General features: G+C 55.4%; 10 protein-coding genes. 3 read left to right on the top strand and 7 right to left on the bottom strand.

What is annotated here, in order from left to right:
* Positions 1 to 59: 59 nt before the first annotated feature.
* Both JIN87_RS05260 and JIN87_RS05255 read right to left on the bottom strand, forming a co-directional pair.
* Positions 60 to 1,784: a GAF domain-containing hybrid sensor histidine kinase/response regulator gene (locus tag JIN87_RS05260; protein WP_200354479.1), complete on the bottom strand. Its 1,725-nt coding sequence runs from the start codon at positions 1,782 to 1,784 to the stop codon at positions 60 to 62.
* 166 nt (positions 1,785 to 1,950) lie between these two features.
* A complete protein-coding gene (locus tag JIN87_RS05255; protein ID WP_200354478.1) occupies positions 1,951 to 3,180 on the bottom strand; it encodes an alpha/beta hydrolase in 1,230 nt (409 codons plus the stop codon).
* Between the two features lie 197 nt (positions 3,181 to 3,377).
* On the opposite strand from JIN87_RS05255, the gene JIN87_RS05250 reads away from it, so the two are divergent.
* The 3 genes from JIN87_RS05250 (at position 3,378) to JIN87_RS05240 (ending at position 6,264) form a co-directional block, all read left to right on the top strand.
* Positions 3,378 to 3,848, top strand: coding sequence for a redoxin domain-containing protein (locus JIN87_RS05250; protein ID WP_200354477.1), 471 nt, complete (start codon positions 3,378 to 3,380; stop codon positions 3,846 to 3,848).
* A gap of 297 nt (positions 3,849 to 4,145) precedes the next feature.
* Entirely contained in the window at positions 4,146 to 4,658 is a 513-nt protein-coding gene (locus tag JIN87_RS05245; protein WP_200354476.1) for an STAS domain-containing protein, read from the top strand.
* 163 nt (positions 4,659 to 4,821) lie between these two features.
* On the top strand, positions 4,822 to 6,264 hold the full coding sequence (locus tag JIN87_RS05240; protein ID WP_200354475.1) for a GAF domain-containing SpoIIE family protein phosphatase: 1,443 nt from the start codon (positions 4,822 to 4,824) through the stop codon (positions 6,262 to 6,264).
* Here the strand turns inward: JIN87_RS05240 and JIN87_RS05235 are convergent.
* The 5 genes from JIN87_RS05235 to JIN87_RS05215 all read right to left on the bottom strand — a co-directional run bounded on the left by JIN87_RS05235 (position 6,261) and on the right by JIN87_RS05215 (position 11,754).
* Entirely contained in the window at positions 6,261 to 6,932 is a 672-nt protein-coding gene (locus JIN87_RS05235; RefSeq protein ID WP_200354474.1) for a 3-keto-disaccharide hydrolase, read from the bottom strand. The genes JIN87_RS05240 and JIN87_RS05235 overlap by 4 nt on opposite strands.
* Positions 6,933 to 7,008: 76 nt before the next feature.
* A complete protein-coding gene (locus tag JIN87_RS05230) occupies positions 7,009 to 8,295 on the bottom strand; it encodes a Gfo/Idh/MocA family protein (RefSeq protein ID WP_200354473.1) in 1,287 nt (428 codons plus the stop codon).
* A 193-nt stretch (positions 8,296 to 8,488) separates the two neighbouring features.
* Complete coding sequence (locus JIN87_RS05225; protein ID WP_200354472.1) at positions 8,489 to 9,016, bottom strand: P-loop NTPase family protein; 528 nt, start codon at positions 9,014 to 9,016, stop codon at positions 8,489 to 8,491.
* A gap of 103 nt (positions 9,017 to 9,119) precedes the next feature.
* Positions 9,120 to 9,599 (bottom strand): GNAT family N-acetyltransferase, encoded by a 480-nt coding sequence (locus JIN87_RS05220; protein ID WP_200354471.1) that lies wholly within the window; start codon positions 9,597 to 9,599, stop codon positions 9,120 to 9,122.
* Positions 9,600 to 9,657: 58 nt separating this feature from the next.
* The gene (locus JIN87_RS05215) at positions 9,658 to 11,754 is read right to left on the bottom strand and encodes a right-handed parallel beta-helix repeat-containing protein (protein WP_200354470.1); all 2,097 of its coding nucleotides are present in this window, start codon (positions 11,752 to 11,754) and stop codon (positions 9,658 to 9,660) included.
* Between the last annotated feature and the right edge of the window lie 105 nt (positions 11,755 to 11,859).

Genomic DNA, 11,859 nt, shown 5'->3' with positions numbered 1-11,859 from the left:
TGATTTTGGCAAACTCTAAGTGGCTTGCCGAGAGGGGGGAGCTGTGGAATTAGCTGGGCTTAATTGCTGTTCACGCCGATAGCGGTCAGGCATTCTCGGAGGGCTTCGCGAGACATGGGCTTGGCGAGGAAGGCGTCGGCTCCGGCGTCTTTTGCGTTTGCTCGGTCGCGATCGAAGACCGAGGCGGACTGGATGATGACGGGTAGCTGCGGGTAGAGCTTTTTGAGCTCGCGGGTGCAGTCCAGGCCGCTGCCGCCGGGCATGTGTACGTCCATGAAGACGGCTCCGGTATCTGGATTGCTTTTGCAAAACTCGAGGGCGTCGGCGGCGCTGGCGACGCAAGAGACGTCGGCTCCGTCTTTTTGCAGAAGCTTGGTGATGACGACTTGGTTGAATTCGTCGTCTTCTACCACGAGGAGCTTGGTCTTTTTGACGCTTTGGGTGGCGAAGGGCGCGGTGGATTGAGTTTGGGTGGCGCTGTTCTCTGCTTCGTTGATTGGGAGGTGGATTCTGAATAGGGCTCCGCTTTCTCGCTGGTCGGTTGTTTCGACCGTGACCTGTCCTCCCATGAGTTCGATCAGGCTTTTGGTGATGGCGAGTCCGAGGCCTGAGCCGCCGTGCAGGCGAGTGGCGCTGTTGTCGGCTTGCATGAAGCGCTCGAAGATCTGTTTGGCGTGTTCGGGGGAAACGCCGGGGCCGGTGTCGGCGACGGAGAGTTCGAGGGTGTCGCCGTTTCGTTCGGCGGCGATGGTGATAGAGCCTTTGTCAGTGAATTTGAGCGAGTTGGAGAGGAGGTTGTTTAAGCACTGGTTGAGAGCCCCTTTGTCTGCGTTGACCGTTTGAGGGAGGTCGGGAGCGAGCTCGAGATTGACGCGCAAGGGAGTTCGTTTTCTGGCGGCGAGCTTCTGTTGTTGGGCGGCGGCTTTCTGGAGGAGCGGGATTAGCTCGATCGGAGTGGAGGTGAGCTCTACGGCGTTTGCCTCGATGCGGGATAGATCGATGACGTCGTCGACTAGTTTGAGCAGGTCTTCGCTGCGTTCTTTGATGTGGGAAAGGTACTCGTCGCGTTCTTCCCCTGTGTTTTCGGGGTCCTCGAGCAGGCTGGAGAAGCCGATGATGGCGTTCATCGGAGTGCGGATCTCGTGGCTCATGTTGGCGAGGAAGGCGGTTTTGAGGCGGTCGCTCTCTTCGGCCTGTTGCTTGGCGATGACGAGTTGTTCGTTGCGCGTTTGAAGTTCTAGGGCGTGGTCGTGGTGTTCGAGTTCGGCGCTGGCTCGACCTGCGAACATGAGGAGGAAGGACTCGACGAGCTTGGGGTTGCGGATCGGCTTGTTGTGAAGGAGGACTAGGATGCCAAGGGGCTTGCAGTCTGTGTTGAAGAGTGGGACGCCGACGTAGGAGTCCACTCCCATTTGGACGAGAAGTTCGTCTTTGGGGAAGAGTTGGGAGACGCCGCTTTCGTAGATGCAGGGGCCGAAGTCTATGACGTTGGAGCAAGGGGTGTGCTCCAGCTCGTAGGTGAAGTTGGGGGCGATTTCGCCTTTGACACAGAGGGAGGTGGTGGTGACGGATTTTAGCCCTTCGAGTCGGCCGATAAAGGCATAGTCGACTTCGAGAAGCTCTGCGAGCAAGAGGACGGTCTTGTCGAAAAAGGCTTGGCCCAGCTTGTAGAGTTCGAGTCCGAAGAACTTGTTGATGAGCTCTTCGCGGGCCTTGTATTTGGCGAGCTCAGCTTCGAGCTCCTTTATGCGTGACTGTTCCGTGGAAGGTTGATCGGCGCTCATGTGATAAGTCTAGGAATGATTCTGCATAGGCTGGCGGAGTCGTTCTCCGCTCGTCAGCTGAAGATACCTAAATACTAGCTACATCCGTAACTGCAATATGAGCGCGCGCGATTTACCTGAGATTTATCAGGTATTTAGGCGGGCTCAGGGGAGGGTGAAGCTGAACTTATGGTGATTGAACGCGATAGTAGGGGAGATTGCCGTCAGCGGAGTTGGCGGGGGTGATGTTGCTTCTCTGGTCGGCGGGTTTGGAGAGGTTTACCATTTCCCTGATATCTTCGATTATGGAGAAGGCTTCCGCGAAGTAGGAATGGCGCAGCAGGCTGGAGTCGGTTCCGGTGGCGTCGATGGTGTCGATGCCTTCGATCACGACCAGGTTTTCTCCGGCGTCGCCGGCGCGCGGGTAGCCGCCGTGGACTTCGCGAGAGGTCATGAGGGCGCGGTCGTCTTCGTTGGCGTAGAGGGTGGTGTTGAGGGCGGCTTGCTGGAGGCGTGGGGCGAGGTCTTTTTTGAATACGTCCGCGTCGATGTCTGGGGCGGCGAGGATGATCTCTTTGAAGCGTCCTTCGAGTTCGGGGCGGTTTTGCATGAGATCGGCGATGGCGTTTGAGAGTACGCGTGTGCCCATGGAGTGGGCGACGAGGTAGAGGTTTTCGACTTCCGACTCGTCGGCGAACTTGGCTAGGAACTCTTCGAGAAGGGAGTAGGACCACTTGGCGTTGGTCTCGTCGCGGGTGTAGGAGGTGAGGGTGATTTCGCCTTGGGAAGGCCAGCTGAAGAAGGTGGGGACTCCGTCGAATTTCAGGTCGTGGTGGATTTGGGCGGTGCGGCGGGCGGCGTCGCGGAAGGTGACGTTGTATCCATGAATAAATACGAAGGCGTTGCTTCCTTCGCTCTCGTCGGCCATTTGGCGCAAGGCGCTGGTGAAACTGTCCCATTCAAGCGGGACGACTTGCCGAAGCATCAGGTGGTCTTCGGGGTCTTCGCTGAATTCGAATTTCCACCATGTGGGAGACTCGAGTTGGCCGACTTCGTGGTCGAGGGGTATGGATACTTGGCAGACTCCGTATTCGAGCTGACCGCGCTCGATGCCATAAAACGCGTTGGGGTCCTCTTCTCCGGTGCGGGCTCGGCTGGTGCCGTAGAGTACGTCGACGCGATGGTAGGCTCCTTCGGGGAGAGCTTGAATCGCTGGGGTCTCCTTATTGCCGAAGGATATGTCTCTGGGGGGAGCGGGACGGGGTGCGGTTTTTCGCGGCGGAGGCGCGCCCCAATCTGGTATGTCTTGAACGGGAGCCGGAGAGTTTGTCCTCTGGTCGGAGGTTGTGTTGCAGCTGGCGAGGTAGAGACCAATGCTGGCGATTAGAATACAAAGTACGGCGGAGACTTTTCTCATGAATTTGGATTGGCTGGGAGGCGAATTGTGGCGGTGCAACAATTTCATTAATAGGAAACCTTCGGTCGGTTTGATTTCCACTTTAAAAGAGGCTTGATTTCCCTGTATTCGGCCAACTTTCGATTTGCCCCAAAAGGGGAAAGGGTAATGCTTGCCGACTCCTTGTTAACCGCATCCAAGCAAAACACATCAAGACTATGGCAATTGCGACTGGCTCACAGGCACCGGATTTCACTTTGAAGAGCAAAAACGACGAAGGTTTGGCCGACGTCACGCTTAGCGCGAACTACGGCGAGTCTGCCTCGGTTCTGCTTTTTTTCCCGCTCGCGTTTACGAGCGTTTGCGAAGCGGAGCTTTGCGGCATCCGCGATTCGCTGGCTGACTACGAAGGTCTCAACGCGAAGGTGTACGGCATCAGCGTCGACAGCCCGTTTTCTCAGGAAGCCTTCGCTAAGGCGAACGGCTTGACCTTTCCGCTGCTGAGCGACTTCAACAAGGAAGTCTCCACGGCCTACGACGTGCTCTTCGAGGATCTTATCGGGTTCAAGGGCGTTTCCAAGCGCGCTGCGTTCGTCATCAGCAAGGATGGCGAAGTGATCTACGCGGAGTCCAGCGACGACCCTAAGCAGCTGCCGAACTTCGACGCGATCAAGGCGGCTTTGGCCTAGGCTTTTGCCCGCTCTCGTTTTTTCCGGGGCGGCTCTGACTTCGGGTCGCCCTGTTTTTAGTTATACTCATTTCCCACTCCATCCGTCTTGCAGGCGGAAATTTCAGGGAGCGCTCTCTTCCGAGTCGGCTAAGCCGGTGAATAAGAAGTGAATATGCGAGTTGATACCGACATTGAGGTAGAATATATTCGCAACCTTGGTATTCACCCGTATGTTTTACGGGATAACATCAAGACCGCTCGTTGAATACAGTCTAGTTTGTCACAGCGTTGTCCCACAAATACGCGTTTCGAAGTTATGCCAGAAGAGAATCCTGTTTTCCTAGTTGATCCGTACTCCAGCCCAGTTGCAGTACGGATAGCGGGTCGTGCATCGTTCCAGAACGTGGTGCCGTTGAAGGAGTTTCTCAAAAGCTCTTATGCGTCAGGGAAGCGTGACTTCGTTTTTGACTTCAGCCAGTGCTCGGGAATGGACAGCACCGTGCTGGGCGTATTGGCGGGTTGCGCTTTGGAGCTTCGCCGACTTGAGCCCAAGGGCTCGCTTGTTCTGTCTCGCTTGAGCGATCGAAATCTCGAGTTGGTCAAGAACCTCGGTCTGCATCGGATCGCGACCGTGGATGCTGGCGATGGCCCGCTGACCACGGGAGTCGGTGCGACGACCGCCCTGAGCGCCAAGCAGCTCAATGAACTGGAGAACGCCCGTCTTTGTCTGGAAGCACACGAGAACCTCGTGGCTGCGGATTCGGACAACAAGGAGAAATTCCAGGACGTGATCGCCTACCTGAAGAATCGGGTTGAGGACGAAGCCTAGTATCGAGAGAATGACCTCATTCGGATAGTTCGAGATGGGGGGGGTTGTTGGTATATCATTTTTAGAAGGCGCGGCTTGGATCCAATCCGCGCTTTCCTGTGTCTATCTCCGGCGGGCTCGCTGGCGAAAACGCTAGCTCTTTTTTCAGACGAAACCCCAACTCATGAGTCTGCTGTTCACCTTTACCCTTTTGCTGTTAGCTGGATTTCTCGGCTGGTTGTATTTCCGCGAGATCAAGCGCAGCTCGGAGTATCTGGAGCGTGCCCAGCTGGCTCAGCAGGAAAAGCTGATTGTGGCGGACTTCATGCATGAGATGGTGCTGGCTTTGGGCGATGAGCTTGGCAAGGAGGAGTTTTTCCAACGGATCGTGCACGCGTCGATCGTAAGCACGGGGGCTTTGAGCGCGTGTGTATTCGAAAAAACTGACAGAGGCACTTTGAAGAGCGTAGCGGTGGAGGGCTTGTTTCCCCCGCACCGGCCATTGCCTGAGCACGTGCGGGCGAAGATCGCGACGCGAGCGAAGTTCATCGAGAGCGTGCTGAAGTCGGAAGAGTTTCCGATTACGGAGGGGGTCACGGGCGAGGCGTGCCGCACGCGCAAAACGATATTGGTCGCGGATGGCCGGACTGATCCGAGGGTGGTGAAGCATGATGACGCGTCGTTGCGGGTGACCTCCGCGATCTGCGCTCCGATCGTATTTCGTGACGAGGTGTTGGGCGTTTTGGCGGTGGCGAACTCGGCGGATGGAGCAGCCTTTAGCAGTACGGATGCCTCGGTGGTGCAATCGTTGGCGGAGCAAGCGGGCATCGCGATTCGCAACAAGACTTTCCTGACCCTGTTGATGGAGCGAAAGCAGATCGATATGGATCTGGCGATCGCCCGGAATATCCAACTGATGCTGTTGCCGCAATCCTTGCCCGAGATCGCGGGGGTGGAGCTTGATGCTCGCTACGTCTCTTCGCATACGATTGGCGGCGATTTGTACGATGTGATTCCGCTTGGAGAACAGAAATTCGGACTCGCGGTCGCAGATGTATCGGGAAAAGGGATACCGGCATCGCTGATCATGGCGATTTGCCGGACCAACTTGCATCGTTTGGCTCAACGCGAGGATTCGCCACTTAAGGTGTTGAAGGAGTTGAACCGAGCGATGACCGGGGAAGTGAAGCAGGACATGTATGTGACTGTGTTTTACGCGGTCGTCGATTTGGAGCGGAGCGAGATTCGCTTTGCCCGGGCGGGACACGAGCGTCCGCTTCTGTGCTCTTTCGACAAAAGCCGGGCTCTTTCCAACGCGAGCTTTCCGGATAGCGAAGGTTTTCCGGTGGGGATGATGGAGCCGGAGCAATTCGATCCGTTTTTGGAGGAAAAGTGCGTTCCGTTTGTGGCAGGCGATATCTTTGTAGCCTTTACGGATGGCGTGATCGAAACCGCGAATTCGACGGGCAAGGAGTTTTCTGCGGCTCGGCTGGCCGACTCGGTGAGATCGCTGAGGAAGCACAAGGCCTCTGCAATCAACGCAGGGGTGCTCAATGCGCTTGATGGGTTTAGCGGCAAGACGTCCTATGACGACGATCTGACTTTGCTCACTGTGAAACGGGTTTAGCGGGGAAGAATCTTTATCCCGCGATATTGCACGTCGGCCTTTTCGGCTTGGAAGCAGATCGCTCCGGCGCGGCCGGTTGCGTTCCAACCTTTGTTTACGAGCTCACCGTTGACGTATACACTTACGTTCCCGTTGTCGGAAATGATGCGAGCGTGATTCCATTCGCCGGCGGGCTTTTCGGAGTCATCTGTAAGATTGTGGCGAAGGCGCACTCGCCAGTCTTTGGGGTTGTTTGGGTCGGTCTGAGCAACCTGGGCTTCGGTGACTTCGATGGTCTCGCCAATGTAGATGAAGTCTCCTGCATTGCCGTTCGCCATTTGAATCTCGAGCGACTTGGGCCAGACATTGCGCTCGCGAGGAGTGCTGCAGAAGATGAGGCACCCGCTATTGCCTGGTTCGTTAGGCCAACGCCATTCGTACTCGAGTTCGAAGTTAGAGAAGTCTTTCTTGGTGCGGATAACGGCGACATCCTTGCCCGCCCCGAATACTGAAAGCACACCGTTCTTGATGCTGTACGTTTCTTCAATAGGTGAGCCGTCTTTTATGTCGAAAGTCCAGTTGGAGAGATCGTTCCTATTGAGGAGAGTGATCCACTCTTCCTGAGGTTCGCTGCAAGCAGCTAGTAGGAGGCTGAAGGTGGCAATGAAGAGGGAGGTGAGCTTGGTCATTGGGGCGGGAGGAGGTTTGGGGCGGCGCCCAAACCCTACCTTTTTAGCGTCTGGGCTTTGTCGCGAATGCTTGCAGCTACTTGCGGCGGATCTCTGCTCCGTCGCCGGGGACGGGTACTACGTTTTCGGGCGGTAATACGATGCGGCCTGTCTCGAAGTCTTCAGCTTGGACGCTGACCTTGAGATCGTAGTATTTGGATTTTGGATTCGCCATCAGATCTGTGAAGCGGATGAACTCGCCGGTGTAAGCGGCGTAACGTCCCATGATGGCTACAGCGGTAGATTCGGCTATTTGCTTTGCCTCGTTTAGAGTAGAGTCTGTACGGGCTGCACGTATCCAGTTTATCAATCCCTGTACGTTTCCGTCTTTATCTTCGAATGGGATATCGGGGATGGAAACATCGCGGCCTTTCATTTTTCCTCCGCCGAGGACTTCGCCCTCCGTACCGCGGAAGAACTCGCTTACTCGTGTGTAGGTTCCGCTGATCTGACGACATTGGCTGTGGATGTGCACACCTTCACCGTAGTCGAGGTCTAGGCTGAAAAAATCGTAGTTGTTACCCGTTTCTCTGCGGGCTCGTCCGCCGAAGCCGATGGCGGATTGGGGCAGGCGGCCGATGTACCAGTTTGCGATATCAATGTTGTGGACGTGTTGTTCGCCGAGGTGGTCTCCAGACATCTCCGACCAGTTGAGCCAGTTGCGTCCGAGGTAGTCGGCATCAGACCAGCCTGGTTTGCGTTCCTTGATCCAAGGTACGGTGCTGTTCCAGCTGACGGTACCGCCTAGGATGTCACCGATGGCTCCAGCTCTGATCTTAGCGGCGTTCTGCAAATAGCCGACGGTGTGGCGGCGTTGAGTGCCGGAGAGGATGGAAAGGCCCTTCTTCTTGGCGATTTCTCCTGCGGCGATGATGCGACGGCAGCCTGGTGCGTCGACGGCGACGGGCTTCTGGAGAAGCACATGCTTGCCGGCGTTGACCATTGCCTCGAAGTGAAGGGGACGGAAGTTAGGCGGCGTGATGAGCATCACGAACTCCGCCTCGGACTCGGCCACCTTTTTGTAGGCATCCCAGCCTACGATGCACTTGCTCCGATCGACGCCGAGCTTGTCGGCACGCTCGAAGGCTTGATCCTCGAAGGCGTCCGCGAGAGCGACCCATTCGACTTCCAGTCCGAGCATTTCGCAGGCTTTCTGAAAGTTCGTGCTGTCACGCCAAGAGCGGCCGCCGCAACCAACGATGGCTGCTTTGACTTTCTTTCGGCCGAGCGGATTGGTCGCGGCAGACAGATTGCTGAGCACTGCGTTGGTTGCGACAAGAGTACCTGCGGCGGTGCTGACGAATTTACGGCGTGACAAGTTCATCAATAGTAGGGGGTGGAACGTTAGATTGAGCTACCTGAGGAGGGCAGGGGGGTGCGTCTCCATCTCTTGATGGTAGAGGGGAGCTACGCATCGATTGATGATTCGGTGCTATAGGGAACGGTTGGCCCTAGCAAGTCGCAGATGCCGTAAGGAAAAACAAATACGCGATAGCGTATATCGGAGGCGGGAAGCTTTATGTTCTAGCGGATTTTAGAAGGAATTCTTCCGCCTTGCTCAAAGCTTGGGCGTTGCTTGTCAGCTCGAACTTGGTGCCGTCGAAGGCTTCGAACAACATCTGGTGCTGTTGGAGAGAAAACTCGTCGTCGCGTGTTTCATATTCGGCGACCCAATCGAGCAGCATGGATAGGTTCTTGTCTTGGGCTTCCTTGGATTCGTACTTATGGGATTCCCAGGGGCGAGAGCGACAGTTCTCCTGGCAGGCTGTGATTCCCGGATTTAGAAAGATCATTTCGTTGGCTTCATCGGCCGCGTAGTCGAGCAGGGTTGAATAACAGCCCTCTATCACCCAACTGGAATGAGCGTCCGTGAAAGAGTCGATCGCTTCAAAGCTGGTGTGCAGCGTCTCACGTACACCCGGTTGGCTCGGTTTCCATGCGACCGTATCGAGGTCGAGGTGTGCGACATCGGGAAGTTTAGCGATGCTGGCGGCGAGGGTAGATTTTCCAGAACCGGAATTTCCAAAAACGATGATGCGTAACATGACAGCTGTGGGTTGGATGTTGGAAACAGTTTAGACAAGAAACGTTGGATCACGTTTCATGATTCCACCAGATCGTTTCGAAAGGGATGCTTTGTCTCTGCCCTTACTGGTCGACCAGTAGGGAGTATACGCCAGGGAAGCTGTCAGGAATGGTGATCGCTCCGCAAACTTTCTCGTAGAAGGCTTCAGAGCTTACCCAGCCGATAACGGCGTAGGCGTAGCCTGCATGTTTCATCGCTTCGAGACTTTGTAGTATCAGTTCTTTGGCGACACCCTTGCCTCGGCACTCTTCGGAAACTCCGATGGGGCCGAGCATGCCTTTCGCCGTGGCGTCATAGCAGCAAAATCCGACCACTTTGTGGTCGAGCGTGGCGATCATGCAGCTGCTTGGTTGCTGGGTGAGGGACACTTCTGCTTCCGCGGCCCAACCTTCGGCGCTTTCGGGAAATGAGGCTTTGATAAAACGGGTGATCTTAACTCGGTCAGCGCCGAGGGCTCGGTTGATTTTGAATCCTTGTTTGGCGAGGTCGTCCGCACGGCTGTGCCTTGTTTCGCCGTACAGTTTCACGAGCATATCGGTCATATGAAAACTCTATGGAGCTGAGAGATGGCTACGAGAGGAAATCTCCTCTTTTAAAATACTATCTGACCGCGAAGCGTAGAAACAGGGATTGAGTTTCCGGGGAGAGGGAGAGTTGGTGGGCGAGGCGATTTGGATCGTCGGCAACTTCGCTGCTAAGCTCTGTCAATTCGGACTCGAATGGAGCTCGCCAGAGTTGAAGGTTTTCGGAGAGCTGTAGCTGATAGTCAGAGCCAAGTTGCAGCTCCCGGTTTTGCTCCCAGGAAAGGGCGAACATATGCGGGCCGGCTCTTTCGAATTTAAAAAACGAGTGTCCCAATTTGCTCTCAGGGCCACCGTATACTCGTTTCACCTGTTGTGGCCCAATATTCGTTCGTGAGAGTGGTCCGGCGTTCGGTGTATCGAAATGATCGCCCCTCAAGTCGCGGTCGACTGTGATTCCGTTACCAAGCTGGTCCTCGATGGATTGGTTCGATGGAGAAAGGATGCCGATCATTTCGTAGTCAACCAACGGCATATTCTCGATTAGAGCGTTTGTATCCAGATTGTAATGAACCTCCACATTCCAATCGGTCTCATTGATTTGAAAGGAGGGGTCGAAGTTGGAGGTCGCACTGTTACTGTCAGCCCATGGGCTCGGAGAGGCTCCGTGGTAGAACACGTTGTAGTTGGACGCGTCGCCGCTGTGTTGAGTGACTGAGTCGAGTCCATTCCCGATAAATAGGTTGTTGTACCAGCGGGTACTGGAAGGAAGCCCAAGTCGAGTGCCCACTTGATTGAGGGTATGGGGCGTGTAGTAAGCGGAACGGCGATTGTCCCCGGCGTAGGCGATTCCAATATCGAAGAGTCCGTCGACGAATAGATTGTGGGCGATTATGACTCCTTCGGATCCGCTTTTGATAGCCTTGCCTTGAATAATATTGTGATCGATCAAAATCGGCCCGTGGTTGTGCTCGAGGTAGAGGCTAAACTCAGCTGTATCGTAAATTATGTTACGGGTAATGCGAACGCCTTGGTTGGCGAAATCGATCCAGATCCCGTAGGCAGCAGAGTGTAGGTTTTGTACGTCTCGGATGGTATTGTTGGAGAGGGTATAGTCGATTGCCAGGTGGTGTTTGATTCCCGCGGTTTCCCATCCGCCAAATTCTCTCAAGGTGTTTACGCCGTCGATGAGGTTGCCTTCGATGAGGCTGCGAGAGACGCCGCGCTCGCCTGCGATCCCCGCTTGGCCACAACGCCGAATTACGTTGTTCCGAACAATGTGGTGCCCGAAATCCTCGATTCGGGTACTGTTCATATCAATGTTGGTTGCCATTCCAAGAATGACCCCGACACAGCGGGAGTCGCTGATACGGCAGTTTTCGATAATCCATGAGCGACCTCCCCTTGGCCCTATGGCGCCGGATTGAAACACCATAGTCGGTGGAGCCCAGCCTGAGGCGGCCTGCCGAAGCTCCAAGCCCTCGACGGTGATATAGTCTACTCCGGCGACCGCTGGCATGAAGATGCTTTCGCGAGCGTTGTATTCAATAAGGTGATCCGCTGGATCAATCTCGCCGAAGTTCGCGTACACGACAGAACCCGTGGCTGTATCCTCACTGTGCCAGCGTAGTGAGTTGCTCGCGACTTCCGCTCTCGATTGGACTTCGGTGAACGCGGTCCCGTCGAGGTAGATCATACCGCGGCTGTGCCACGCTCCGTAAGTGATCCAGCCCGATTGATCGTTGTCTGCGAAGGGGTCAGTCCCGCCTGAAAAAATCGGCGTTTTGAAAGGGTTGCTGCCTTCGAAGCTGGCATCGGTAACTTCGAACTTCCAGACCTCCGGTCCAACCTCGGGTGCAAGAGTCCAGTCGCTCGCGACCTCAGAACCTTTGATAGTCACTGATTCGCCGGGGGCAGCCCGGTACGTGATACGGTTTTCGTCGTCGAGTCCTGAGTGCCGAGGTTTTACCCATTCTCTGTAGGTGCCTTGGTGGATGATGACGGTATCGCCAGGCAATGCGATCGATGCGGCTTGTGAAATCTCAAGAAAGGGGGCGCCGGATTCGCCAGTTCCCTCAAGAGAGCCTTTCGTAGAGACATGGATCGTTTTCCCGAGGGTAAGCGTGGAGCAGGATACTGTGAAAAAGCAGAGAGCAAAAAGGGGTAGTCGCTTCATGTGTCGTAGCAACGCTAAAAACGCGCACAAAAATGCACACAAAGTAAAGCCGAAGCGAAAATTTGCTTTGCTCTCTGCTGGGGACCGTTGCGTTGGGCAACGGTT

The organism is Pelagicoccus mobilis (genome assembly GCF_016595505.1).
Taxonomy (GTDB): Bacteria; Verrucomicrobiota; Verrucomicrobiia; order Opitutales; family Opitutaceae; genus Pelagicoccus; species Pelagicoccus mobilis.
The sequence above is the reverse complement of the archived record's forward strand: the minus strand, read 5'-3'. Positions and strand labels throughout refer to the sequence as shown.

What these genes read in the sequence shown, in the direction of transcription:
- JIN87_RS05260 (WP_200354479.1), bottom strand. Translation starts at nt 1,784, where the DNA reads ATGAGCGCCGATCAACCTTCCACGGAACAGTCACGCATAAAGGAGCTC.
- JIN87_RS05215 (WP_200354470.1), bottom strand. Translation starts at nt 11,754, where the DNA reads ATGAAGCGACTACCCCTTTTTGCTCTCTGCTTTTTCACAGTATCCTGC.
- JIN87_RS05250 (WP_200354477.1), top strand. Translation starts at nt 3,378, where the DNA reads ATGGCAATTGCGACTGGCTCACAGGCACCGGATTTCACTTTGAAGAGC.
- JIN87_RS05235 (WP_200354474.1), bottom strand. Translation starts at nt 6,932, where the DNA reads ATGACCAAGCTCACCTCCCTCTTCATTGCCACCTTCAGCCTCCTACTA.
- JIN87_RS05245 (WP_200354476.1), top strand. Translation starts at nt 4,146, where the DNA reads ATGCCAGAAGAGAATCCTGTTTTCCTAGTTGATCCGTACTCCAGCCCA.
- JIN87_RS05255 (WP_200354478.1), bottom strand. Translation starts at nt 3,180, where the DNA reads ATGAGAAAAGTCTCCGCCGTACTTTGTATTCTAATCGCCAGCATTGGT.
- JIN87_RS05220 (WP_200354471.1), bottom strand. Translation starts at nt 9,599, where the DNA reads ATGACCGATATGCTCGTGAAACTGTACGGCGAAACAAGGCACAGCCGT.
- JIN87_RS05230 (WP_200354473.1), bottom strand. Translation starts at nt 8,295, where the DNA reads ATGAACTTGTCACGCCGTAAATTCGTCAGCACCGCCGCAGGTACTCTT.
- JIN87_RS05240 (WP_200354475.1), top strand. Translation starts at nt 4,822, where the DNA reads ATGAGTCTGCTGTTCACCTTTACCCTTTTGCTGTTAGCTGGATTTCTC.
- JIN87_RS05225 (WP_200354472.1), bottom strand. Translation starts at nt 9,016, where the DNA reads ATGTTACGCATCATCGTTTTTGGAAATTCCGGTTCTGGAAAATCTACC.